This window comes from Parabacteroides sp. KHUB-01, from assembly GCF_056640935.1.
On record NZ_CM153256.1, the window covers coordinates 3754758 to 3779412 of the forward strand.

Sequence of the window (24655 nt, forward strand, 5' to 3'; positions counted from 1 at the left end):
TCTGATATTTTTAATGATATTTGTTGTAACGCCATTGCTTTTGATTGTTTATTATGCCTTTACAGATAATGATGGGCTGTTTTCGTTTGCCAATTTCCGGAAATTCTTTATTCATCCGGAGGCAATAAACACATTTGTCTATTCCGTTGGAATAGCTTTGCTTACAACAATAATATGCCTGTTGCTCAGTTATCCGGCAGCATGGATATTAAGCCGGTCGAAACTTGATTCGTCGCGAACGATTGTTATGTTGTTCATTTTGCCTATGTGGGTGAATATCCTGATCAGGACACTCGCTACGGTAGCATTGTTTGATTTCCTGAAAATACCGTTGGGAGAAGGAGCGCTATTGTTTGGTATGGTGTATAACTTCCTGCCTTTTATGATGTATCCTATATATAATACGCTGCAGAAAATGGACCGAAGCCTTATTGAGGCTGCACAGGATCTTGGGGCAACACCAATACAGGTTTTTGTGAAGGTTGTTCTTCCTTTGTCAATGCCTGGTATTGCGAGTGGTATAATGATGGTTTTCATGCCTACTGTTTCCACTTTTGCAATTGCCGAATTGCTTACGATGAATAATATCAAACTTTTCGGAACAACTATCCAGGAAAACATAAACAATGGAATGTGGAATTATGGAGCGGCTTTGTCGTTGATAATGTTGCTGCTTATAGGTATAACAAGCTTGCTGACATCGGGCGATGGAAGCAAGGATAATGAAGGAGGCTTGTTGTGATGATACGTGTTCTGTCAAAAATTTATTTGTGGATACTGCTGGCTTTCTTGTATGCACCAATATTGATAATAATGATTTTCTCATTTACTGAAGCCAAAGTGTTGGGAAACTGGACAGGCTTTTCGTTAAAGCTATACGAGTCTTTATTTTCGGGAAGTGTGCAGCATTCTTTGTTGAGTGCGATATGGAATACGTTTGCGATAGCATTGATTGCATCTGTTGTGTCTACAATATTGGGAAGTCTGGCAGCAGTGGGAATATTTAATTTACGTAACCGTGCACGTCAAACGGTATCTTTTATGAACAGTATTCCAATTCTGAATTCGGAAATAATTACCGGTATATCTTTGTTCCTACTTTTTGTAAGTCTGGGAGTTTCTCAAGGATTTACAACTGTTACACTGGCACATATAACTTTCTGTACTCCATACGTGGTGTTAAGTGTTATGCCTCGTTTGAAACAGATGAATCCGAATATTTATGAAGCTGCTCTTGATTTGGGTGCGACACCTTTGCAGGCATTCTGGAAGGTGATACTTCCTGAAATCAAGCCTGGTATGATAAGCGGATTTATACTTGCTCTGACTCTTTCAATAGATGATTTTGCGATAACTATATTTACTATCGGAAATGAAGGACTTGAAACATTGTCAACCTTTATATATGCAGATGCAAGAAAGGGAGGTCTGACTCCGGAGTTGCGTCCTTTGTCGACACTGATTTTCGTTGTCGTTTTGTTGTTACTCATTATTATTAACAAACGTGCTGATAAGGCGAAGCAAATACATTGATATATGTTGTTCGGACAGTTAAGAATTAAGTTAGGATTAGTATTGTCTCTGTTGGCATTGGTTATGCTGAGCGTTTCCTGTCATAGAAGTGACGAGGAGAGGAGCAAAATACTTAAAATATATAATTGGGCAGATTATATTGATGAAAGTGTTTTGGATGATTTCAAAGTATGGTACAAAGAACAGACAGGTGAAGATATCAGGATAATATATCAAGTGTTTGATATCAACGAGATAATGCTTACGAAAATTGAGCGTGGACATGAGGATTTCGATCTTATATGTCCTTCGGAATATATTATCGAACGAATGCTTAAGAAGAATCTGCTTTTGCCAATTGACAGAAATTTTGGTTCGACACCGGATTATATAGGAAATATTTCTCCGTTTATACAGATGCAGTTGAATAAGCTAAGCCAGCCAGGAATGAAAACTACAGATTATGCCATTGCGTATATGTGGGGAACTGCCGGTATATTGTATAACGAAAAATATGTAACAAAGGAAGATGTTTCAAGTTGGAGCTGCTTGTGGAATCCTCGCTACAAAGGTAAGATTCTGATGAAAGACAGCTATAGGGATGCTTTTGGCACGGCTGTTATTTATGCTAATGCTAAATCTCTGAAAGAGGGAAGAATTTCTGTTGAAGATATAATGAATAACAATTCCCATGAAGCTGTGGATTTAGCTGAAAAATATCTGAAAGATATGAAGCCTAATATTGCCGGATGGGAAACGGACTTCGGAAAGGAAATGATGACCAAGGAAAAAGCTTGGCTTAATTTTACATGGAGTGGAGATGCTGTATGGTCAATTGAGGAAGCAGCTTCTGTAAATGTGGATTTGGCATATATTGTACCCTCAGAAGGTAGTAATATATGGTATGATGGATGGGCTATTCCAAAGTATGCAAGAAATATAAAGGCAGCAAGTTATTTTATGAATTTCCTGTGCCGTCCTGATATTGCAATGCGCAATATGGATGCGACTGGATATGTGAGTGCCATAGCATCTGAAGAAATACTTGAAGCAGGTATTGATACTTCTTTTACAGAAAAATGTGATCTTACATATTTCTTTGGTAATATACCGGGAGCTGATAGTGCAAATGTTAATCCTGCTCTATATCCGGACAAGTCTGTTGTGGAACGTTGTGCAATGATACGTGATTTTGGCAGCGACACAGAATATGTACTTGAAATGTGGAGTCATGTTAAGGGAGATAATTTGAATATTGGAATACTTATTCTTATATTTGCTGTATTCGGTGTTTTGTTTGTATGGTCTGTATATAAAAAATATATAAGATACAAACAGAAGAAACGTCATCGTCGCCGTCGCAAGTGGTAATTTTAGGAGGTACTATTATGGGAGAGATTCGTAATGTAATCTTTGATTTCGGAGGAGTATTGATAAATATAACTCGTAACAGATGGATTGAGGCATTCAAAAATCTGGGAGTTTCCAGTATTTGGGAAAATATGATGTCTCCGTCATATCAGCATAAGGAGCTGTATATGCAGTTGGAATTAGGGAATATTTCAACTGCTGCATTTCGTGCAGGTATCCGTCGTCTGACTACTAAGGAAATTACAGACGAGGAAATTGATAATGCATGGATATCTATGCTTGGTGAAATAGCGGATTATAAGTTGGATTTACTCCTTAAGTTAAGAGAAAAATACCATATCTGTTTGTTGAGTAATACAAATATACTGCATTGGGAATGGGCAGAGAAGAATAGCTTTGTTTATCATAACCATAAGGCTGAGGACTTTTTTGATCGTATTTATTTATCTTATAAGCTACATATGCAGAAGCCGGATCTAGAGATTTTCCAGTACGTATTGGAAGATGCGGGAATGAAAGCTGAAGAAACTCTATTTTTGGATGATGCTTTGGTCAATTGCCGTGCAGCGGAGAAATTGGGTATAAGGACATATACACCGGAAGCTGATGAGGACTGGTCTCATGTGTTTGAAAACCTATAATAATATATATTATTGTAGATATGCTTGCCGCCAAAGAACATCATTACTTTTATGAATCTCCAATAGGAAAGATATTATTGTCCTTTAAAAATGAAGCTTTACAAGGTCTTTGGTTTGAGGGCCAAAAGTATTATGCTTCTAATTTAGGACGTGAATCATTATTGAAACTGTCCCCTGTAACAAAAAAAGTTATACAATGGTTGGATATGTATTTCTCTGGTGATTCCCCGGAAATAGATTTCCCTTTGTTTTTAGATGGTACAGATTTTAGGGTGAAGGTATGGAAAGCTCTAGAAACGATTCCGTATGGGAAAGTTGTTACATATTCAGAGTTGGCTTCTTCTATATATGGTAAACCATTTGCAGGAAATATGGCTAGAGCTGTGGGTGGTGCGGTTGGACATAATCCCATATCAATAATAGTTCCGTGTCATCGTGTTGTTGGTGCAAAAGACAATTTGACAGGATATGCAGGAGGTTTATGGCGTAAGTCATATTTGTTGGATTTGGAAAAATCTTTTTTGAAATAGTTTATAAGTAGATGAGTTGACTAAGGTTATATAATCTCGTCTACATTAATAAAAATATAATAAATATGAAAGGTATAGTGTTAGCCGGTGGTTCTGGAACAAGATTGTATCCAATTACCAAAGGAGTATCAAAGCAATTGTTGCCAATTTTTGATAAGCCTATGATTTATTATCCTATATCAGTGCTTATGTTGGCTGGTATAAGAGAAATTCTGATTATATCAACACCTCAGGATTTACCAGGTTTCAAACGTCTTCTAGGTGATGGTTCTGATTTTGGTGTTAAGTTTGAATATGCAGAACAGCCTTCGCCTGATGGTTTGGCCCAGGCTTTTATTATAGGTGAAGAGTTTATAGGTAAAGACTCTGTATGTCTGGTTTTAGGAGATAATATCTTTTATGGACAAAGTTTTACTTCAATGCTTGAAAATAGCGTAAGGATAGTTGAGGAAGAAGGTAAGGCCACAGTCTTCGGGTATTATGTGACAGATCCGGAGAGATATGGAGTTGCTGAATTTGATTCAGAAGGAAATGTCTTGAGCATCGAAGAAAAGCCAAAGGCTCCTAAATCAAACTATGCTGTGGTAGGATTATATTTTTATCCGAACAGTGTTGTTGAAATTGCCAAGAATATCAAACCTTCAGAAAGGGGAGAATTGGAAATAACGACAGTTAATCAGGAATATTTGGCAATGTCATCATTGAAAGTACAACTTTTGGGAAGAGGTTTTGCCTGGTTGGATACAGGAACACATGATTCATTGTCTGAGGCTTCTACTTTTATTGAGGTTATAGAGAAAAGACAAGGCTTGAAAGTGGCTTGTTTGGAAGAAATAGCTTATAATAAAGGATGGATTAATTCAGAAAAGTTAGAAAAACTAGCAAAACCTTTGTCTAAAAATCAATATGGTCAATATTTGCTGAAGTTATTGGTAAAGTGATGGTTAGATCTTGTATGTTCTAAAAAATGTAGAAATCTTCTATTTTTTATCATGTTTTTTTTCGTTTTTTTTGAACAAAATTGATTTGTGTTTGTTTTAATAGCAAAAGGAATGTATTTTTGTCCCGTAAATATGGTTCATTAATATATGAAATTGTTATTTAAATTTTAAGTTATATGAAAATCAAAGCATTACTTTTAGCATTGTTGTCAGGGTGTATCGTTAGTGTATCTGCCCAGGAATTCCAGCCTCAGGTTGGTTTTAGTACCGAAAAAGGATACAAAACAAATTTTAAGAAGAATAAAGCAAAAGATAACTGGTTTATATCTGTTGCAGGCGGTGCAAGCATTTTGTTGGGTGACCAGAATGGAAATGCAGATTTTGGAAACCGTTTGAATTTTGCTCCACAGTTGTCTTTCGGTAAGTGGTTCAATCCTTATTTAGGATTCCGTACTCAGTTTAATGGAGGTATTTTGCACGGATTTGAAGGAGAGGAAGCTTATATGCAGCATAACAAATATTTTGCAGCACATGTAGATTTGTTATGGGATGTTACAAACTTCTGGGCTCCATATAATGAAAAGAAAGTATTCCGTTTGATTCCTTGGGTCGGTTTTGGTTATGCTCAGCGTTTCGAAACATCAGAAGCATTTGAACGTCCAAGAACTGAATCTCCTACATTGAATGCAGGTATCTTGATGGCATTCCGTTTGAGTAAACGTGTTGATATTACTTTGGAAGCTCAGGGTTCTTTGTTGAATGAAGAATTTAACCGTGTTTCAATGTATCACTTGACAGATGGTATTGCTCAGGTTAGTGCCGGTTTGAACTTTAAACTTGGTAAGACTGATTTCGAAGTATTGGAACCAATGGATTATGCTTTGTTGAACGACTTGAACAATCAGATCAACACATTGCGTGCTGAAAATGACGAATTGAGCAAACGTCCAGAATCTTGTCCAGAATGTAAGGAAACAGTTACTGAAGTTGTTAATAATGTAATTGATAATATTGTATTCTTCCGTATCAATAGTTCTAAGATTGATAAGAATCAGCAGATCAATATCTATAACACTGCAGAGTATATGAAGGAAAACAATACTCCTATCAAAGTTATTGGTTATGCAGATAAGAAAACTGGTAAGGCTGATTACAATATGAAGCTTTCTGAAAAACGTGCGAAAGCCGTTGCTAAAGAATTGATGGAAAAATATGGTATTTCTTCAGACCAGATTTCTGTAGAATGGAAGGGTTGTGATGAACAGCCATATGATGAAAACAACTGGAACCGTGTTGTTATCATGAGAGCTAACAATTAATGTTTGTATATTTTTTGAATACCGATATAAGAGGCTGCATAATTTGATGCAGCCTCTTATTTTTGTAATATAATTGTTATTTTTGGAATAATCTCATAATCCGCTAAGAATAAAAAGTTTATGCGGAAAGTTCAAGAACGAGGTAATGAGTTGGCAACTGTTCTGATTTCTACATACTTGCGTGATTTGCATTGATGTACAACTCATCTTGGAACAAAGGTACAACTTTTTTATGAACGAGCAAAAGGACGGTGCATTTTTCATTGTTCAGGGTAATATTTGAAATTGGTCTATCATCAATCTGCGATATATGAGTTTCCCGATTCCGTCATTCGCCCCTTTCCTTTGCTCGTCTGCGAAGGTAGTACATCAGCCCTTGAAAGTTGAAAGGTCGGGGCGGCAAGCCGTTTCGGTCTGAATCTTCCTCCTGCGGAGAGTATTCAGCCCGAAAACCTTTCCCCTTTCAATGTCTGTACTCAGAAATGCAGACGGCAACGGAAATGAACGACTGACGAAAATGTAGATAAAGATAAACAGACAGCATACAAAAGGGTTCTTACATTGATAACCCATTTGTATGCTGTTCTTGTTTCTATCCATAGGGGCACTATTATTTTGCAACAGATGAATATAGGGCAAGCGGTAAATTTCACTCCCTCCAAAAATATAGAGTGCTTATCCGCTGTTATTCATTAGGTACTTGCCGTTGTACTCCCGTTTCAATGCCTGCTCAATCTCACTTCGCTTGTACAGAACTTTTCCACCGAGAACATAGTAAGGCAATGTGCCATTGCTTCGGTATTCGCTCAATGTCCTTCGGCTGACTTTAAGCATATACGCCACCTCCTTGTCGCATAGATACTCATCATCGTTTTGTAAGTTTGCACCATCTTTTGGCATACTATCGAGAATTTCCGATAGCTGGTCGATACTCTCGTGAATGGACTGCATCCACGCATCGTCTTTGGTTCGCATCTCTTGATACATAGTTCAAATGGTTTTTTGTTATACATTGATTAGATTTCTCGCCCTTTCCATTTGGCTTCTTTTCGTCTGTCCTCCACCTTCGTTACAATGCTTTCTACATCTTCGGGCAGGTAGTACGTGCGGTTGCCGATTTTGGTATAGGCAAGCGTACCATTATCCCGCAAGGTCTGCAATGTACGCTTGCTTATCTTCAATCTTTGACAAACATCCTGATGGTCGAGCCAATTGTTTGTCTTTTTCTTTCCGTTCTTTACAACGGGTGAGTTCGATACTCGCAGAATGAACTGCTCAATCTTCGTGGCAAATTCCTCGAATGCCTTTCTCTCAAAAATGATTAAATCCATACGCTTTTGTTTTATATTATTTCACTTGTTTTCTTGTTTCGCACTGCTAAATAAGGAAGAGATTTTCATACTTCAATGGCACTAACAATGGGTGTCATTGCTTGTCATATCCTTTCATCATAGACACGATAATCAGTCATTGAGATAGCCTCTGTTCTCATACGCAGTTTCGTTTTCTGAGGGCAAAGAAAGAGATAAGTAATCACACCTCAATCATATGGTGAGGCTGTTGCAGTATGTGGCACAGTTCGTGGCATTTTTAGATGTATATGATGATACATCTTTAAGCATACATCACATTGTAACCAATATTATATAAGAATATCCCCAAGCGATTATCCGTCTCGGATTTTGTCCGCTGCATTGTCGTTTGTCAGACCGATACCTATCCGTCTGCCAAACTTCTGCTCCGAACAGTCGAAACGGATAGTCGCTAATTCTATAATAGTAGTATAGACCAACTCTCGACACTTCGGCTGTCCGTCTATCCGCTATCGTATTTAAGCCCTTAATTTCCTCAATTAAGCATTTCGTCCTAATCCATAATTACCCGTTCAACTTGGGAAGAATTATGCAATCAGCACCGCTTATAAATCACCCCGAAAAGCAATACAATTCATAATTGCCTACATAGACCTAATTAGTTGTAGTAGAATTGTATGCACATTTTCTTTGCAGCAGATAAAAGGTCAAGATTGTGCACAAAGACCATATGTTGAACATTCAAAAAGTGATAAGTATGAAGAAAAAACAAGTTGAGTTGACACAAGAACAGTGTCAAGAAATTATCGACCAAATGACTACAAGGTCTTTTTACAGGAGTGATAAGGGTAATAGCTCAGATATGGAGAATTTGCAAACAATGGAATCTGTAGGATCATCCATTGACGACATTCTGCCAGAGCCTCTACCGTCAGTAGCAAAACAAGCCCAAACGGAAGCAGCGTCTTCCGTTGCAGAGGTGGCTACAGAGATTTCACCTATTGTTAATGCCGAGGAACAGCCACCTACACCACCCATCCAACGCCGAGTGAGCAGCAAACAACGCAAGCTCTCGTTGGAGGAGTACCGTAGCACCTTTATGCGACCTTATAAGATTGAAGACCGCAAACCGGTATTCATCAGTGGTAAGTTGCGTAAGATGCTCGATAAGTTCGCCTGCAAAATCGGTGAGGATCGAATGAGTATGTCAGGACTATTGGAGAACATCGTTCGCCATCACATTGAACTCTATGCCGAGGACTTCGAGCATTGGAAAGGGATGTAATCAATGGTTTGTGTGCTTGCCCAATTGTTTACTTGCTTGTGATATATCACCACAAAGTCGGGATAATGAAAAGGTAAGTATCCACACTATGAAGGACTATAAAAACCTGTTTACAACATCTTATTTCCATTCAATTAAGAACAATCCCAACGGTATTTCATTTTGAGGCACTCAAAATTAATTGACCTTCGGTTAGAAGGGAAGCAAGTTTATGTTTTGGGCAGACCAAAACCACTTGCTTCCACTCCCGAAGGTCGCAGAAGAAGACATCCCGTTGGTCTATCAAGTAAACAATGTATGTATCATTTTCAAAATCAGAAATCGTATGAAACGAAGTATCAATAACAAGACATCCAACAAAGGAGGACGACCAAAGAAGAAGTTGTCCGAGAAACGCAAGTACCGCATAACGGTAAAGATGGCTACCGAAGAGTACTATGCTATGAAACTTAAAGCCAAGAATGCAGGAGTCTCGGCAAGTGAGATTGTAAGAATGGCTATCCGTGATTGCCATATCAAGGCACGCCTTACCACCGAACAAGCGGACTATATCCGCAAGTTATGCGGTATGGCAAACAACCTCAATCAGCTTACACGCAAGGCACATCGGGAAGGCGTAAGGCTGCACTATGGGCAATGCCAACACCTATTGCTGTCAATGGAAAACATAATAGATCATATCAGCCTATGATGGCGAAGATTGTAAAAGGCTCTGGAGCCAGAGGGATTGTAGATTATATTCTTGATAAGAAGAAACAAGCCATGCTTATAGATTGTCAAGGTGTATTGTTCAATGATAACAGTACGATAGCCAAAAGTTTCATCGCTCAATCGAGGCTTAATCCACGAGTGGATAAGTTCATTGGACATTTATCGCTCAGCTTCTCGAAGCAGGATTTACCACGCTTAACGGATGAACTTATGATTCAGATAAGCCGAGAATATATGGAGAAGATGGGCATTCGTGATACGCAATATATCATCGGTCGACACTATGATAAGGAACATCCTCACGTTCATATTGCCTTTAATCGTGTGGATAATAACGGCAGAACCATCAGCGACAAGAACGACCGTTACCGCAGTGAACGCATCTGCAAGGAGCTGACACGCAAATACGGGCTATACTTCGCAAACGGTAAGGAACAGGTAAAAGCGCACCGACTGAAAGAGCCTGACAAAACTCGTTACGAGATATACCAAGTTCTCAAACGGGAAGTTGCAAGATGTTCGGATTGGACTACACTGTTGAAGCGGTTGAAAGCCGAAGGCATAGATGTCCGCTTCAAGTATAAGGGTAACACCAATGAGGTGCAAGGTATCATCTTTACCAAGAATGGCTACCACTTCAACGGCTCGAAGATAGACCGCAGTTTCAGTTATTCAAAGATTGATAAGGCACTGAATAGTCACAATCAAGCGGAATATCAGCGACAATATGAACCGCATCATATGCAGATAAGCCATTTCGAGAACAAGGAATCGGAACTTATCAACGGTTCATTAGGCTTGTTGGACTTCACATCTTCGCCCGATATGGATAGCCAGGAAGAGGCAGATTTCCGCCGTTTGATGCAGCAGAAGCCTAAGAAAAAGAGAACAAGAGGATTCAAACTCTAATCATTAATCACTTAAAAACAGAACAATATGCAAGAAAATAATTCAATCATTATCGCAATGTTGGAGGAGTTGCTGACAATCAGCAAAAGCCAACGACCAGAACAAACAGTTAATGCCAATGTAGATTTGACACCCATTAAGGAGTTAATCGAGAATGGGAACAGAGAAAACAAAGAGTATTATGATTCTAAAACCAATAAACTTGCAGGCTTTGTTGTCAATGAATTTAGCAAGATAAACAAGCGAATGGATGGCATCAGTGAGCAGGAGCAACCCGACTTTGAGGGTGTAAAACAACAGCTAACAGATGCTATCGACAAGATGGATGAAATAAAGGTAAAGCACAACATTGACGAGAAACGACACTCGTTTGCTCTTTACACAAAGGAATCTTGGATTCTCCTATCAATAATTATCTTCCTTATGGCAGCAGGAGTATCAGCAGTATATCACCTGTCAAGACCAAATGTTCAAAGGGATGATGATGCCCTCAAATACCGTTACATCAAGATGAAAGGCGATGCTTCGGCTGAGCAGATAGTTACATTGGAGGACATCTTTGAACTCAACCGCAATACCGAAGCAATTGAGCAGATGCGTGAAGATGTGGAGAACTACGAAGAGGCTGTGCGCAAACAAGCCACCCTCGCCGAGCAAGCACGCCTAAAAGAGCAAGCTGCAAAGGAACAGGAGAGCAAAGCCAAATCCATCAAGAACAAGCAGGATAATAGTAAGGTTAAACAAAATAAATCAAAACCCTGATTGTAATATGGCAACAGTAAAGATTAAGTTCCGACCATCAACAGTTGATGGCGGGCAAGGCTCAATTTTCTATCAAGTAATCCATAATCGTGTAGCCCGTCAGCAAAAGACGGGCTACCGTCTCTACGGCTATGAGTGGAACAGCCACTTGTCGGAAGTGGTGTTACCTAAGTTCAACGAAAACAGAAAACGCCACCTATCGGAGATTGGCGACAAAATCCGGATGGATGTAAAGCATTTCCAAAAGGTCATCGCTGATTTTGAGCATAGCGGTTGTGATTATACCGCAGGTGATGTGATAGCGGAATTTGCATCGGACAACCCCGAAAATTTTCTCTTTCCATTTATGGAGGGCGTTATTGCCAATCTGAAAGCACTGGGTAAAGTCCGTACATCGGAAACATATGCTGCGACCCTATGCAGTATCAGACGCTTCCGAGAGGACAAGGATGTGCCGTTGGATGATATGGACTCCGATATGATGATGGCATACGAAGCATATTTGAAGAATAACGGAGTGAGTCCAAACTCTTCATCATTCTATATGCGAAATCTCAGAGCAGTATATAATCGTGCCGTAGAAAAGGGACTTACCTCACAACGCTTCCCATTCAAGCACGTCTATACGGGAGTGGATAAGACTGTCAAGCGAGCCGTACCTCTGAAAGTCATCAAACGAATCAAGGAGATGGACTTCTCTATGAATCCGTCCTTTGACTTCGCCAGAGATATGTTCCTTATGAGCTTCTATACCCGAGGTATGTCATTCGTGGATATGGCATACCTGCGAAAAAAGGATTTGCAGAATGGTGTGCTTTCCTATCGCAGACGCAAGACGGGGCAGCAACTCTTCATCAAATGGGAGAAGTGTATGCAGGAGATTGTGGATAAGTACGATACTTCGCAATCCAATTACCTTTTGCCTATTATCAAACCTTTCGGTGATATAGATGAACGCAAGCAATATATCTATGCAGCCCATAATATCAACCGTTGTCTGAAAATCATCGGTAAAGAGTTGGGATTATCCGTTTCACTAACCTTGTATGTTGCTCGTCACGCTTGGGCGAGCATCGCCAAAAGCAAAAATGTACCACTCTCGGTAATCAGTGAGGGTATGGGACACGACTCGGAAGCCACCACACGTATCTATCTGGCATCATTAGACACCGTAGCCATCGACAAGGCGAACAGTATGATATTGAAATCTCTATGAGTGAAGGAGTGTTGAGCGAACGAGAAAATCTCTTGATAAGAGAAATGATTACCGTTGCAAATTTACGAAGAATAATATAATCGGAACCAAAAAAGGAATTAAAAAAGCAGGTTGATTTTCATTTTGTTTTGCTCCACAGGTCTATTGTTGAGCAAATTCCAATGTATCAACCTGCTAATAGACTCATTCATAGAATAGACCTACAATATGAATTGCTCTTATCAAGAGAGGTTTACTCTTTAGCTTCTTTATATGGAATTAAGGACTTGTAAACCTGACGATTGCCTACCCCAATTAAGTAACGCATAAAAATTGGCAACCAAAAATTGAAAGAGCAACGAGGAATTAGACACGAAACCAGAGAAAAGTATAGCGATGCAATTACCCTCTATGTAGAGACCGGTCTTTCCATAAAACAAATATGCGAGCAGACCGGGGTCGGCTTTTCCGCGTTCAGTTCTTACCTCTCCACTCATCACCGTGACCTAATCCTCAAACGACATAATCTTACAGAATTTAAGAATGTCAAACTTAGAGGAAAGAAAGGTCAAACTACTGCCGCCCATTACAAATACAAGGATGCCATTGCCGCTTGCGACAGTATGGAGTATATTGAATACAATATATCCCAGATAGCACGTATCTTCAACGTAGATTGTTCCTCTTTGGCAAGCCAACTTCGCAGACATTACCCCGATATCGTACCACGCAGAGAACAGGAACGCAGACGGATAGGAATAACCGTCAATCTGCAATATGGAGCACGCAAGTGGAGCAAGGAAGAGTATGCTACTGCCATTGAGATGTTGCAATCATCCGATAAAACCATTGAAGAGGTTGCAGAGGCTTGTAATGTATCCTACACGGGTTTGCGAGAACACATCTTAGCCTATTACCCACAAATTACCCGTAATAGGGAGGAGAAACGTATCCGTGCAACAGGTCAAAAGGTCAGAGGTATGCGTAACGGAAATTGGACTGTCTGTGAGCCAGACCGTGAAACTCTTGAAAAATATGAGAAAGCTATAGACCTGTATCGTACAACATCGAAGGATGTAAAGGATATAGTACGTATTGTTGGGGTAACTCTCGGTGGCTTCCGCTACCACTTGAGAACTTGGCATCCCGAGCTGATGGTTCTTAGACGTGGCTTTGACGAAGGTATGGCATTGGAGCAAACCAAACGTTATAAAAAATCTTCTGCTGAGAAATATGCCAATGCAATCGAAAGATTACAGAATACCGATTTGCCAACGGCAAAGGTCGCAGCGGAATTTGGACTGAATCCCGAAACATTCAGGATGTATCTCAGGGAGCATCATCCCGAATTGGTTACAGCCCGTGGAATGATAAGGACATCTGACGGTAAGGTCGTTTCCAATCGTAGTGCAGAAAAGTATGCGGAGGCGCTACGCATCTATGCAACCACTTCCGAGTCCTTGAAATCCATTGCCAAACGGTTGGGACTTACCTATAATAGTGTAGGCGGTTTTATACGCCGTAACTATCCCGAAGCCATCGAAAAGCATAATTCGTTGCTTGCATCCAGTGAACAGATGTTTGCTGAAGGGATAGAAAAGTTGAAATCAGGGAACGCCACTATCCATGCCGTGATGGACGAGTGTGGCTACAATGAATATTTCAGAACTTACATAAAGAGCAAGCACCCTGAATTGCTTCATCGTAAGACGGAACGCAAGCCGATAGTTAGGAAACAAAAGACGGCAGATAAATATGCAGCTGCTATCGAATGTATGAGAAATAGCACCGATACGATGAAAGATATTGCAGAACGATTTGGACTTAACATACATTCATTCCGCAAATATCTCTATAAATATACTCCTGAAATTATAAAGTCAAGACACAATAAGCCGTAAGAGCCAAAAGAATAGGGCTGATGTTGAAGGTGCAGAGCAGAATAGATTGTTGAGCGAATGAAAGGTCTCTTTGGAAGAGAGAACTTATCTCTTTGGAAGAGAAATGATTACCGGCACAAAATTACACATTTTTCGGCAAATAGCACCAATTTACACTAAAAAATGTTATGCTCGATTCAGATTTTGTTTAGTGGCAATGTGGATTGTTGAGCAAATTATGTCGTGACTGTTCAAATAACCTACTCGTAATCAATAGCAGTATGTCGCATAAATCACTCTTCCAAAGAGAAGTGACCTATTATTCTGATTTATGCGCATTAAGAAATATTGTATAACGCTGATTCTCTTGCTGTTTAGTGTAGGTATTGCGCATTCGCAAGAGAGACACACGGAAATCTGTATTGACTTCCGTGTGAACAGTACTGTCATAGACTCCGCCTATTCGGACAATGCCGTCCGTATGCAGGAGATGGTGGAGTTCCTACGAACTATCCGACAAGACAGTACAATCAATATCATTGAAGTATCCTTCTGCGGAGCAGCCTCTCCCGAAGGCAGTTATCAACTCAACCGCAAGTTGGCACAAAGCCGTCTCTCGGCACTTGAAAAGTTCATCCGCAGTGAGGTGGACATTCCCGACAGCCTTATTACCTATAATGACAGCTATATCCCGTGGGATTATCTCAAATCGCAGATTGAGGATTCGGGACTTATCCGTAAGGATGAAGTAATTGCCATCTTGGAGGAAGAAGCCCGATTGGTGGACTATCATCACCCGAATACGCATATCGATAACCGTGTCGTAAAATTGAGAGCATTGGACGGTGGTAAGGTATGGCAGCAGATGAACAAACTCTTCTTCGAGCAGATGCGAAATGCCTGTGCGGTATTCGTAACCTACAAGAAAGAGTTGCCACCCATACAAGAGCCTATAATCGTACCTGATACCATTAAGGTAGAGCCAATAGTTGAAGCCGTTGAAATGGTATCCGACACAACGGCTATTATAGAAACGGTTATTCCCGAAGTGGAGGAATGGAGCCGCAAACTGCACGTCAAGACCAACGCCATCGGCTTGGGAATGGGCATTGCCAATGTCGCAGCGGAAATCGACTTGGCAAAGCACTGGTCGTTCACTTTGCCCGTCTATTATTCGGCTTGGGACTATTTCAAGACCACCATCAAGTTCAGAACATTCAGCGTGCAGCCCGAGTTCCGCTATTGGCTGTCGGAAAACAACGATGGTTTCTTCGCAGGAGCACACTTCGGACTGGCATACTACAATTTTGCTTTTGATGGCGATTACCGCTACCAAGACCATAACCGTGAGACACCTGCCATCGGTGGAGGTGTGAGCATCGGTTATCGTCTGCCCATCAGCAAAAACAACCGTTGGAGGGTGGAGTTCTCTCTCGGAGCAGGAGTATATTCAAATCACTACGACAAGTTTCACAATACCCCACGCACAAAAGACGGTCTGATGATAGAGAGCATCAAGAAGACCTACTGGGGTATCGACCAAGCAGCGGTATCGTTCTCCTATTCGTTTGACTTAAAGAAGAAAGGAGGCAAGCGATGAGAAAGATTCTATACTTTATTATGTGCCTGCCGATATTGCTTCTTTCGGCTTGTGATGTTCACGAATGGCCTGAAACGCCGGAGTTTGTAAAAATGCATCTTCGCCTCAATTATGAAACGGATATGACCGAATGGGAACATCTGTATGATGGGGCATCGGTCATTGAGCAGGGATATGGCGAGACATACGACAATCATCGTGATTATGGCAAGATACGTTACATTGTCCGCACCTATCCCGTGTCGGAGAAAATGCGTACCACATCGGACTATACACAGGAGTTCGTATTCACGAAAGATATATCAGAGGGTTATGACCACGAAGTGACGCTCGACCTCTTGCCCGGCAACTACAATGTGATGGTATGGTCGGACTTGGTGCAGACAAGCGGTGACAGCCATTTCCACAATACCGACAACTTTGCGGAAATCAGACTGCAAGGCGACCACAAGGGTAATAATGACTATCGGGATGCCTTCCGAGGCTCAAACAACATTTCCCTTGTAGCGGATATTATGGAGCATTTGCCCGATACATTGGATATTGCGATGCAGCGTCCTCTTGCCAAATTTGAGTTCGTAACAAACGATGTGGTGGAGTTTATCGACAAGGAATCTGTACGTGTCGCTTCGAAAGCCAACGGAAACAAGGCTGCATCAACAGATGATACCCCGACAAGAGCCGTAAACGTCGAGGATTACAAGGTGGTGTTCTACTATGTAGGATTTATGCCCGATGCTTACAGTATGAATACCGACAAGCCTGTGGACTCCTCTACGGGAGTGATGTTTGAATCCACATTGAGAAAGCTCTCCGAATCGGAGGCAACGATGGGATTTGACTATGTGTTTGTGAACGGCAAGAAGTCGGCTGTAACCGTGCAGATAGGTATCTATGACAATGAGGGGACGCAACTCTCCTTGACAGAGCCAATAGAAGTTCCGTTGAAGCGTAGCCACCATACCATAATGACGGGTATGTTCCTTATGTCGGAGGCTTCGGGAGGTGTTACCATCAATCCCGACTTTGACGGAGACCATAACCTTATTTTCCCCTAACAGATAGACATAATGAAGAATCTACTACATAACATACAGATATTGGCGATGCTTGCCTTAACTATGATAGGCATACAATCCTGTTCGGATGAATTGCACGATGTGGGCGATGTTCAGGTGAGTTTCACAGCCACACTTCCAACTGACACCCGTACCCGTTCATTCGGTAAGGCGGAGCAGGTGAATACCCTTGTGGTCGGCATATTCAAAAAGGGTGTTGCCGATGTGCATACCAACAGCGGTGGCAGTTGGAACTATTATGAAATAGACCGCCAATCGTTCCCGATAAACGGCACTTCGGTTAATGTGCAGCTAACATTGGCTCAGGAACAGACATATAGTTTTGTCTTTTGGGCGTATGATAACAATCAGAACATCTACGATATAGATGATCTGACCTCCATCGAAATGAATACCTCGCCTAATCTAATAACATTCGCCCAGGCTGAATCCGCAGATGCATTCTTTGCCACGATGGAAGATATTAGCATTACAGGGGATTGCAGTTACCCTGTTGAACTTGTCCGTCCATTGGCTCAAATCAATGTGGGTACTACAGGAACACCGATGCAAGCAACGTTTACTGCAAGTGATGCTCCCAAGACATTCCACCCATTCACAAAATCAGTAAGTGGAGCAACCAATTATACTTGGAATTTCAACGAGACCACAACCGAAACATTCTCGGCTGATGGTACGGAATATAACTACCTCGCTATGGGATATGTATTTGCTCCGACCACAGCCACAAATATTTCTGCCGAACTGACTTTGACTGATGGCAATAACAGCAAAACGGTAGAATTTCTACAGGTAGAGATAGAGGCGAACCAAAGAAGCAATATTGCAGGAAATTTCACATCAACAGAATAAGAGATTTTCAATATAAGTATAGCCCTAACAACAAGTTAAAAGCCGAACAGAAAAGTACAAACAAGCTAACATCGCAAAGGTGAGGAACAGTTCCGAGACCTTTACCCTGCATCAGCAGGCAACGACAGATTGATGATAATACTCGGTTCTGCCTATGCAGAACAGCCCTCGACAATGAGTGCGACATTCACAAGGGATGTGGCAAACATTAAGAAACAAGAAAATCAAGATAACTATTTGTATAACAATTAAATTTTTCAAAGATGAACAAGAAATTATTCTTAGGTGTGTTCGCAGCAGCAGGTATGTTGCTCGCAACATCGTGTTCGAATGACGAACTGGATGTAGTTCAGTCAGGAAATGAGGCTCAGGTGTCTTTCTCACTGGGTCTTGAAGGTGGTATCGCTACCCGTGCTATCAGTGACGGTAAGAGTGCCGATGTTTTGATGTATGCCGTATTTGATAAGTACGGCAATCGTATCAATACCATTCAAAAGGTAAGTAAAAAAAAGGTAACATTCCCAACCACAGAAAGCATTACTTTGGCTAAGGGTCAGACTTACAAAGTGGCATTCTGGGCACAGGATGAAGATTGCAAGGCTTATACAGTATCTGATGACATGCAAGTTACTGTAAACTATGCCAACGATGAGAACAAAGTGAACAATGATGAAACTCGTGATGCATTCTTCAAGACTGTAGAATTTACAGTAACAGGTTCTACTTCTATTGATGTAGAAATGAAGCGTCCTTTCGCTCAAATCAATGTGGGTGTGACTAAGGAAGACTGGGATGCAGCTGTTGCATCAGGTGTTGAGATTGAAAATTCATCGGTTGTAATCAAGAATGCTGCAACTTCTTTGAATCTGCTCGACGGTACTGTAGGTACAGAGACTGTAGATGTGAACTATGCTCTCAACACAATTCCAAATGAACCATTATACGTAGATACTGACGGTGATGGTATAAAGGAAGAATACAACTGGCTTTCTATGAGCTACATCTTGGTAGCAGATGAAATCGATGGAGCAAGCAAGGCAACTTTACAGAGCCTTCAGTACACATTTACTCCTGAGAATGGTAACCCTATTGACTTCAAGGAGGGGTTGAACACTGTTCCTGTACAGCGTAACTGGAGAACAAATATCCTCGGTAAGATTTTGACTGGTGATATTCAGTTCAATATTACTATCGACCCTGTATATGACGGTGATTATATTTTCCCTAACACAAGTGGTTCTATTCAGGATTTGGAATTTGCTGCAAGTTTTGGAGGCACAGTTACTTTAGTTGAAGATGTAACAATGCCTGAAGATAGACCATTCCTCCAAGTTGCTGCAGACTTTACTCTTAATATCAATGAAAATGTAACATTTACATCTGGTAATGCTACTAATTATGGTATCATTGTTAATAGTGGAACTACAACAATTAATGGTGATGGCAATATTAAGTCTAACGGAGGTGGTATTGGAATTACCAATGGTGCAAATATTATTTTCAATGGTGGCAACCTTGATATTAACACAACAAGTACGAGCGGTAGATATTTATTCTATCTTGTTGGTGAGGGAAGTACTGCTACTATCAATGGTGGTAACTTTGACTTCAACAAAACTCAGAATCAGAAGAGAGCATATATCTATGCAGAGGAAGGAACAACTGTTTATGTAAAGGGCGGTAACTTTGGTAAGGCCTCTACCCGAGATGGTTATACAACAGGAATCTTGGGGAACGGTACTGTAATTATCACTGGTGGTTCATTTAAGTTCGATCCTTCGGCTTGGGTTCCCACAGACTATAAGGTTGAAAAAGTTGGTTCTACATATTATGTATTACCTGCGAATGCTGTATCAGTATCAAATTCAAATGATTTAGAGGCTGTGCTTAATGGCTCTGAGTCTAACATAGATGCTTCTGTAGCAATTGATTATAGCAACAATCAGATTCGTATTGACCGCAACCTCATTTTTGATATGAACAACAATGAGGTTAAGGCAGGTTCTGCCAGTGCATATGGTCTTGTTGCAGATGGTGTATATGTTCAATTTGATGAGGCAAACATTTACTCACTCGGTGGTGGTGTAGGTGCTGTTAATGGTGCAAATGTTGTATTCAATGGCGGTAAATTGGAGATTAATACCACAAGTACATCAGGTCGCTATTTGTTCTATGCTAATGGTGAGGGAAGTACTATCACTATCAATGATGGTAATTTTAATTTCAACAAAACTCAGAATCAAAAACGTGCTTACATTTATGCAGAGTCTGGTACTACTGTATATGTAAAGGGTGGTAATTTTGGAGAGGCTTCAACACGTAGCGGCTATACTGCAGGTATCTTGGGAGAAGGTACTGTAATTATCACTGGCGGTTCATTTGGTTTCGATCCTTCTGCTTGGGTTGCTTCAGGTTACACAGCAACTGAGAACAATGGAGTTTGGACTGTTTCAGCAAATTAAAATTCCGTTAATACATAACATTCCGTGTCCCTCATTTGTGGAGGACACGGAATCTCTATAATCAATCCCCGAAACCCAGTTTCTCTTGCAATTCAGCCTTTCGGAACATTCCGAAACAAAGAACGAGAGGAGGAACAGCCCTTCGGAACATTCCGAAACCCAGTTCTTCAAGTGATTCTACCTTTCGGAACTTCCGATACTCGGAACAAGGCGAGGAACACACTTTCGGGATTTCACAACAAGCGGAACGATTGTTTAACCCAATAAAAACAACAGAATTATGGTACAAATCAAATCATTGGACATCAGCCGACTTCGCAATGACGAGGATTTCGGCTATCAGAAACGAGTGGTGAATCTTGCAGTGGCAATGCTCTCACAAGATGTGGACAAACCAGTGGTGGATGCATACAAGGCCGCCTTGACAGCATTTGATGCAGCATTGAAACAGGCTGCAAAAAACAGTCAGACCGAAGCCGTGGCAGCAGCCGATGAGGTGGTTGACCGTCTGTACACGGGATTGACACTCTATCTGCGTTCGCTCACCTATCACCCTACGGAGAACATACGCACCACCGCCGAGGGCGTGCTCGCCATTATCGACAAGTACGGCAAGCTGACAACCCTCCCCTACAACCAGCAGTACGGAGCATTGCAGAACTCGATGCAGGAACTCAATGCCCTTGACGGGGAAACCCTCGCCGTGCTCGTGCTTGATGACTGGTTGGCAGGGCTTGCCACCGCCGTAGCACAGTTCCAAGCGGCACGCGACAGTCAGACCGCCGAGCAGAGCAACTATCAGGTGGGCTTGGTGAAGGATACCCGTACCGCAGCCGATGCTGCCTACAAGCAGTTCGTGGCAAGCATCAACGCCTTTGCCATTGCCTTCGGTGAAACCAATTACGCAACATTCATCAACCAAATGAATGTGATGATTGCCGATGTGCAAGCAGAACTGAAAGCTCGCAAGACCCGTGCTGAAAATGCGAAGGAGAAAACGGCAGCGGAATAGGACGAGGGGATTTGTATCGGAATAATTCTAATTGCAAGTGAGGGCGGCATACTGATAAAGATGCCGCCCTCACTCATTGAATGATTATCCTTTATATCCGCTCAGTACTGCCCGTATCAAGCAGGAAATCGTAGATGCTCATTGTCTGAATACCGCTTTCGTCGCTCCACGACTTGGTATGCTCACCCACAATCAGGAGCTTTCGGAAAGAATCTCCCACCAACTGTAACGAACGTTTTTCCTGTTCCATTTTCTCCTCGTCCGGCATACGCCAAGCCGATTGGATATAAATGCGTTCACTGCCTTTATTACAAACAAAATCAACCTCCAACGTGACCCGTTGCTGCTGTCCTTCGGCATTGCGGATGCGATGATAGATGTTGCCCACATCCACCAGCCAGCCACGCTGACGCATTTCGTTATAAATCACGTTCTCCATTAAGTGGGTAGGCTCGTTTTGGCGGAACGAAAGGATGGCATTCCGAAGACCTATATCCTGATAATAGCATTTATACAGCGATCCGATGTATTTGCGCCCCTTGATGTCGTACCTTTCGGATTTCTCTATCAAGAAGGCATCCTGCATATATCCCATATAGGCAGATACGGTCTTGTCGGAAATGTCCTGCACTTTGCTGACGGACTTGAATGTATTAGCAATATTGGAAGCGTTGACCGGTGCTCCTATACTGGAAGCAATAGTTTTGGAAAGCTCTTCAAACTCAGGCTTCAGTTCGATGTTGTTCCGTTCGTAAATATCACGCAGATACACGGTGCGGTACAGACGACGCAGGAAGTCCGCTTTCTTTTCATCACCATCCTGTGTGAGCAATTGTGGAAGTCCTCCATACATCAGATACTCAGCCCAACCATCTTCTTTATTACTCTCATACACGGACATAAATTCCTTGAACGACAACGGCCATACATGTATTTCATCGCCCCTCCCACGAAATTCGGTAACGACATCCGATGAAAGGAATCGGGAATTGGAGCCTGTGACATACACATCCGTACCCTCGGTTACGGACAGCGTGGAGAGCACTTCTACAAAATCGTTTACTTCCTGCACCTCATCAATGATGATATAGTAGGTAGAATCGTCCAACATCTTGCTTTCTACCCAATCCAACAAGTAGTCCGGGTCTTTGAATGCCTTGTTCTTTCGACTTTCCATGTCAATGATAAGAATGTGGTCTTCATTTACACCGTCATCAAGCAGATGTTGGCGGAACAGTTTCTTCAGTAGAAACGACTTTCCTGAACGGCGCAATCCGGTGATGATTTTGATAAGTCCATTTCCCTTAGACCGCTGGAGCTTTTCAATATAGGTCTTTCTGTCTATAATCATTTTCTACGAATTTGTGTCACGTGTGACAGTTTTTCGGAGGCAAAGATACATCTTTCTATTGAATATAAGTTGTATTACGAGATAAAATCTTTTCTTCAATTACGAAATTGATTGATGTGTCCTGTCGGAATATACAAACTGATTCCGCTTTCTTTTCGCTGGCATAAACTCTCTAACACCTTTTGCCTTATTCTGCTCGCCTCATAGGTATTCAACCGAAATGCAAGTGTAATGACCACTTCAAGATTGTAGTATGTAGCCCAACCTTTAGGGGTGGCTAAATCACATCGTTGGGTGCTTACAGGACAAAGCGTTCCACTCTTGTATATCGCTTTTATAGCGGCTCGGAGTGTCGGGGATATTACCCCGAACAACTCCACCAATTCCATTTCTGACATCCAAACATTACCGCTTGGAATATTTACCTTGCCATTTTCGCTGATTGTTATAATTGCTCGTTCCATAGTTACATTGCTACTGAAATTTCACTAAACGATTGATTAAGTCTGTTGCCGAACATCGTCAAATCCTTGTCTATTTTCTCGGTGGTAATCTTCGCATATCGCTGTGTCGTGGTAATATTCGTATGCCCCAATACTCGGCTCACACTCTCAATGGGAACGCCCTTGCTCAGAGCAAGCGTAGCGAACCCATGGCGAGTGCAGTGGAAGGAAATATCCTTTGAAATTCCACACTCTTTTATCATCTTTTTCAGAGGTTTACAGATGTTCCAATAGTTAAGATTAGGGAACACCAATTTCTCCTCTTGGAATCTCTCGTAACGCTTGATTATCTGCAACGGAATATCAAGCAACTTCACTTGGAAATTGACCTTTGTTTTATGTCTCTTAGATAGAATCCACTTCTCTCCGTTAATCTCTACAATATCATCGGTGGTCAGTTCCTTTATATCCACGAATGACAAGGCTGTAAAACTTGCAAACACGAACAAGTCTCGGATATAAGCCAACTTCTTATCCGCAAATTCGTGTGTCATTACAGCCTTGATTTCATCTTCTGTAAGATATTGTCGCTCCTTGATGTTCTGATTCACCCGATACTGAGCAAACGGATTTCTTGGTGTCAGTCCATTATAATGAGCCTTAGAAACAATTGTCTTCAACCACATACAATGTGACCATACACTGCCATTATGTAGTCCTGCATCAGTAGAGAGATAGATTTCATACTCCTTTATAAAGTCGGGAGTAAGTTCAAGCATGGAAATATCACTACGCTTGTAGCATTTCTTGATGAATGCAGCCAAATGATTTCGTGACCTTACACGCACCTTATAGGAACTTGCAGCACGGTCTATGCCGATACGCTTCTTGAAACTCTCGTTGTCTTTATCAAACGCCCCGAGCAATGTTTCATACTCAGTTCCTATACCCTGATAGGCATTGCGTACCATTTCGGCAGTAACATAGGCTTCTCTATCCGAGATGCGCTGATAATGCTTGATGATTTGAGCCTTGATGTTATCCAAAGCCAAATTGATGTCCCGTGCCTCCTTGCTCTTACCTTTTGCCCGATTGCCTTTGGCATCCCACATTGTTTTTACAATGGTCAGTTTGCAGCTGAATTGAGCCACCGAGCCATTGATTGTAACTCGTCCCATAATGGGGACAATACCGTTTTTCTCTTTGCTTCCGTTCACGTAGAACAGCACCTTAAATGTACTTCGCATAATCCAATTATTTTTGGTTACAAAATTAGTTATCAGCGAGTTGTACACTGTTATGCAGAATGTAGCAGAGAGTAGAAATAAACTCCAACGACCTATAACCTTACCTCGTTATCGGGTAATGATTTGAAAACTGTCCGCCCTCATTACCTTTCATTTCCTTGCACTTTTACTTCGGTGAAGCTTTCAGTATAAGTCCTCATAAGTCATTGAACACCAGTGCTGCCATCATTATTTCCCCTC

Annotated in this window: 25 protein-coding genes; 18 read left to right on the plus strand and 7 right to left on the minus strand. The window is 41.4% G+C overall.

Translation table 11 applies throughout. The annotated features are described in order from the left end of the window. Positions 1-13 precede the first annotated feature (13 nt). From ACYIAR_RS15795 to ACYIAR_RS15825, 7 genes are all read left to right on the plus strand, one after another. On the plus strand, positions 14-742 hold the full coding sequence (locus ACYIAR_RS15795; protein ID WP_480331049.1) for an ABC transporter permease: 729 nt from the start codon (positions 14-16) through the stop codon (positions 740-742). Continuing rightward, complete coding sequence (locus tag ACYIAR_RS15800; protein ID WP_480331051.1) at positions 742-1533, plus strand: ABC transporter permease; 792 nt, start codon at positions 742-744, stop codon at positions 1531-1533. Before ACYIAR_RS15795 ends, ACYIAR_RS15800 begins: the two co-directional genes overlap by 1 nt. Positions 1534-1536: 3 nt before the next feature. Then, a complete protein-coding gene (locus ACYIAR_RS15805) occupies positions 1537-2883 on the plus strand; it encodes an ABC transporter substrate-binding protein (RefSeq protein WP_480331053.1) in 1347 nt (448 codons plus the stop codon). Positions 2884-2900: 17 nt separating this feature from the next. Next, positions 2901-3524, plus strand: a complete 624-nt coding sequence (locus ACYIAR_RS15810; RefSeq protein WP_480331055.1) for an HAD family hydrolase — start codon at positions 2901-2903, stop codon at positions 3522-3524. Between the two features lie 20 nt (positions 3525-3544). Further along, positions 3545-4054, plus strand: coding sequence for a methylated-DNA--[protein]-cysteine S-methyltransferase (locus ACYIAR_RS15815; protein WP_480331057.1), 510 nt, complete (start codon positions 3545-3547; stop codon positions 4052-4054). 65 nt (positions 4055-4119) lie between these two features. Beyond that, positions 4120-4995: a glucose-1-phosphate thymidylyltransferase RfbA gene (gene rfbA, locus ACYIAR_RS15820; protein WP_480331059.1), complete on the plus strand. Its 876-nt coding sequence runs from the start codon at positions 4120-4122 to the stop codon at positions 4993-4995. Between the two features lie 176 nt (positions 4996-5171). After that, entirely contained in the window at positions 5172-6314 is a 1143-nt protein-coding gene (locus ACYIAR_RS15825; protein ID WP_480331061.1) for an OmpA family protein, read from the plus strand. 369 nt (positions 6315-6683) lie between these two features. On the opposite strand, the gene ACYIAR_RS15830 is transcribed toward ACYIAR_RS15825, so the two are convergent. From ACYIAR_RS15830 to ACYIAR_RS15845, 4 genes are all read right to left on the minus strand, one after another. Next, positions 6684-6914: a hypothetical protein gene (locus tag ACYIAR_RS15830; protein ID WP_217298653.1), complete on the minus strand. Its 231-nt coding sequence runs from the start codon at positions 6912-6914 to the stop codon at positions 6684-6686. A 75-nt stretch (positions 6915-6989) separates the two neighbouring features. Continuing rightward, on the minus strand, positions 6990-7301 hold the full coding sequence (locus ACYIAR_RS15835) for a helix-turn-helix domain-containing protein (protein ID WP_480331063.1): 312 nt from the start codon (positions 7299-7301) through the stop codon (positions 6990-6992). A 29-nt stretch (positions 7302-7330) separates the two neighbouring features. Continuing rightward, entirely contained in the window at positions 7331-7645 is a 315-nt protein-coding gene (locus tag ACYIAR_RS15840) for a helix-turn-helix domain-containing protein (protein WP_015531180.1), read from the minus strand. A gap of 335 nt (positions 7646-7980) precedes the next feature. Further along, positions 7981-8106, minus strand: a complete 126-nt coding sequence (locus tag ACYIAR_RS15845; protein ID WP_480331066.1) for a hypothetical protein — start codon at positions 8104-8106, stop codon at positions 7981-7983. Positions 8107-8384: 278 nt separating this feature from the next. Between ACYIAR_RS15845 and ACYIAR_RS15850 the strand changes: the two genes are divergently transcribed. The 11 genes from ACYIAR_RS15850 to ACYIAR_RS15900 all read left to right on the plus strand — a co-directional run bounded on the left by ACYIAR_RS15850 (position 8385) and on the right by ACYIAR_RS15900 (position 21374). Next, positions 8385-8912, plus strand: a complete 528-nt coding sequence (locus ACYIAR_RS15850; RefSeq protein WP_480331068.1) for a DUF3408 domain-containing protein — start codon at positions 8385-8387, stop codon at positions 8910-8912. A gap of 325 nt (positions 8913-9237) precedes the next feature. Beyond that, the gene (locus tag ACYIAR_RS15855) at positions 9238-9603 is read left to right on the plus strand and encodes a plasmid mobilization protein (RefSeq protein WP_480331070.1); all 366 of its coding nucleotides are present in this window, start codon (positions 9238-9240) and stop codon (positions 9601-9603) included. After that, complete coding sequence (locus tag ACYIAR_RS15860) at positions 9600-10532, plus strand: relaxase/mobilization nuclease domain-containing protein (RefSeq protein ID WP_480333681.1); 933 nt, start codon at positions 9600-9602, stop codon at positions 10530-10532. Before ACYIAR_RS15855 ends, ACYIAR_RS15860 begins: the two co-directional genes overlap by 4 nt. Before the next feature lie 27 nt (positions 10533-10559). Next, positions 10560-11294 carry a hypothetical protein gene (locus tag ACYIAR_RS15865; protein ID WP_480331072.1) on the plus strand — a complete coding sequence of 245 codons (735 nt, stop codon included), beginning with the start codon at positions 10560-10562 and terminating at the stop codon, positions 11292-11294. A gap of 7 nt (positions 11295-11301) precedes the next feature. Then, positions 11302-12510 carry a site-specific integrase gene (locus ACYIAR_RS15870; RefSeq protein ID WP_480331074.1) on the plus strand — a complete coding sequence of 403 codons (1209 nt, stop codon included), beginning with the start codon at positions 11302-11304 and terminating at the stop codon, positions 12508-12510. Between the two features lie 326 nt (positions 12511-12836). After that, the gene (locus ACYIAR_RS15875; protein ID WP_480331076.1) at positions 12837-14390 is read left to right on the plus strand and encodes a hypothetical protein; all 1554 of its coding nucleotides are present in this window, start codon (positions 12837-12839) and stop codon (positions 14388-14390) included. 310 nt (positions 14391-14700) lie between these two features. Then, entirely contained in the window at positions 14701-15969 is a 1269-nt protein-coding gene (locus ACYIAR_RS15880; RefSeq protein WP_480331078.1) for a DUF3575 domain-containing protein, read from the plus strand. Then, positions 15966-17027 carry a DUF6562 domain-containing protein gene (locus ACYIAR_RS15885; RefSeq protein ID WP_480331080.1) on the plus strand — a complete coding sequence of 354 codons (1062 nt, stop codon included), beginning with the start codon at positions 15966-15968 and terminating at the stop codon, positions 17025-17027. The genes ACYIAR_RS15880 and ACYIAR_RS15885 overlap by 4 nt, the downstream gene beginning before the upstream one ends. A 12-nt stretch (positions 17028-17039) precedes the next feature. Beyond that, complete coding sequence (locus ACYIAR_RS15890; protein WP_279101817.1) at positions 17040-17900, plus strand: DUF6562 domain-containing protein; 861 nt, start codon at positions 17040-17042, stop codon at positions 17898-17900. Positions 17901-18163: 263 nt separating this feature from the next. Then, positions 18164-20362 (plus strand): hypothetical protein, encoded by a 2199-nt coding sequence (locus tag ACYIAR_RS15895; protein WP_480331082.1) that lies wholly within the window; start codon positions 18164-18166, stop codon positions 20360-20362. Between the two features lie 280 nt (positions 20363-20642). Then, positions 20643-21374 (plus strand): DUF6261 family protein, encoded by a 732-nt coding sequence (locus ACYIAR_RS15900; RefSeq protein WP_480331084.1) that lies wholly within the window; start codon positions 20643-20645, stop codon positions 21372-21374. A 91-nt stretch (positions 21375-21465) separates the two neighbouring features. On the opposite strand, the gene ACYIAR_RS15905 is transcribed toward ACYIAR_RS15900, so the two are convergent. The 3 genes from ACYIAR_RS15905 to ACYIAR_RS15915 all read right to left on the minus strand — a co-directional run bounded on the left by ACYIAR_RS15905 (position 21466) and on the right by ACYIAR_RS15915 (position 24418). Then, a complete protein-coding gene (locus ACYIAR_RS15905) occupies positions 21466-22725 on the minus strand; it encodes an ATP-binding protein (protein ID WP_279091251.1) in 1260 nt (419 codons plus the stop codon). 95 nt (positions 22726-22820) lie between these two features. Next, positions 22821-23189, minus strand: coding sequence for a virulence RhuM family protein (locus ACYIAR_RS15910; RefSeq protein WP_279091253.1), 369 nt, complete (start codon positions 23187-23189; stop codon positions 22821-22823). A gap of 2 nt (positions 23190-23191) precedes the next feature. Further along, the gene (locus tag ACYIAR_RS15915; protein ID WP_279091257.1) at positions 23192-24418 is read right to left on the minus strand and encodes a site-specific integrase; all 1227 of its coding nucleotides are present in this window, start codon (positions 24416-24418) and stop codon (positions 23192-23194) included. Positions 24419-24655: the final 237 nt, after the last annotated feature.

Bases quoted from the DNA above. Each gene is read 5' to 3' on its own strand.
- ACYIAR_RS15795 (WP_480331049.1), top strand. From the start codon at position 14: ATGATATTTGTTGTAACGCCATTGCTTTTGATTGTTTATTATGCCTTT.
- ACYIAR_RS15800 (WP_480331051.1), top strand. From the start codon at position 742: ATGATACGTGTTCTGTCAAAAATTTATTTGTGGATACTGCTGGCTTTC.
- ACYIAR_RS15805 (WP_480331053.1), top strand. From the start codon at position 1,537: ATGTTGTTCGGACAGTTAAGAATTAAGTTAGGATTAGTATTGTCTCTG.
- ACYIAR_RS15810 (WP_480331055.1), top strand. From the start codon at position 2,901: ATGGGAGAGATTCGTAATGTAATCTTTGATTTCGGAGGAGTATTGATA.
- ACYIAR_RS15815 (WP_480331057.1), top strand. From the start codon at position 3,545: ATGCTTGCCGCCAAAGAACATCATTACTTTTATGAATCTCCAATAGGA.
- rfbA (WP_480331059.1), top strand. From the start codon at position 4,120: ATGAAAGGTATAGTGTTAGCCGGTGGTTCTGGAACAAGATTGTATCCA.
- ACYIAR_RS15825 (WP_480331061.1), top strand. From the start codon at position 5,172: ATGAAAATCAAAGCATTACTTTTAGCATTGTTGTCAGGGTGTATCGTT.
- ACYIAR_RS15830 (WP_217298653.1), bottom strand. From the start codon at position 6,914: ATGGATAGAAACAAGAACAGCATACAAATGGGTTATCAATGTAAGAAC.
- ACYIAR_RS15835 (WP_480331063.1), bottom strand. From the start codon at position 7,301: ATGTATCAAGAGATGCGAACCAAAGACGATGCGTGGATGCAGTCCATT.
- ACYIAR_RS15840 (WP_015531180.1), bottom strand. From the start codon at position 7,645: ATGGATTTAATCATTTTTGAGAGAAAGGCATTCGAGGAATTTGCCACG.
- ACYIAR_RS15850 (WP_480331068.1), top strand. From the start codon at position 8,385: ATGAAGAAAAAACAAGTTGAGTTGACACAAGAACAGTGTCAAGAAATT.
- ACYIAR_RS15855 (WP_480331070.1), top strand. From the start codon at position 9,238: ATGAAACGAAGTATCAATAACAAGACATCCAACAAAGGAGGACGACCA.
- ACYIAR_RS15860 (WP_480333681.1), top strand. From the start codon at position 9,600: ATGATGGCGAAGATTGTAAAAGGCTCTGGAGCCAGAGGGATTGTAGAT.
- ACYIAR_RS15865 (WP_480331072.1), top strand. From the start codon at position 10,560: ATGCAAGAAAATAATTCAATCATTATCGCAATGTTGGAGGAGTTGCTG.
- ACYIAR_RS15870 (WP_480331074.1), top strand. From the start codon at position 11,302: ATGGCAACAGTAAAGATTAAGTTCCGACCATCAACAGTTGATGGCGGG.
- ACYIAR_RS15880 (WP_480331078.1), top strand. From the start codon at position 14,701: ATGCGCATTAAGAAATATTGTATAACGCTGATTCTCTTGCTGTTTAGT.
- ACYIAR_RS15885 (WP_480331080.1), top strand. From the start codon at position 15,966: ATGAGAAAGATTCTATACTTTATTATGTGCCTGCCGATATTGCTTCTT.
- ACYIAR_RS15890 (WP_279101817.1), top strand. From the start codon at position 17,040: ATGAAGAATCTACTACATAACATACAGATATTGGCGATGCTTGCCTTA.
- ACYIAR_RS15895 (WP_480331082.1), top strand. From the start codon at position 18,164: ATGAACAAGAAATTATTCTTAGGTGTGTTCGCAGCAGCAGGTATGTTG.
- ACYIAR_RS15900 (WP_480331084.1), top strand. From the start codon at position 20,643: ATGGTACAAATCAAATCATTGGACATCAGCCGACTTCGCAATGACGAG.
- ACYIAR_RS15905 (WP_279091251.1), bottom strand. From the start codon at position 22,725: ATGATTATAGACAGAAAGACCTATATTGAAAAGCTCCAGCGGTCTAAG.
- ACYIAR_RS15910 (WP_279091253.1), bottom strand. From the start codon at position 23,189: ATGGAACGAGCAATTATAACAATCAGCGAAAATGGCAAGGTAAATATT.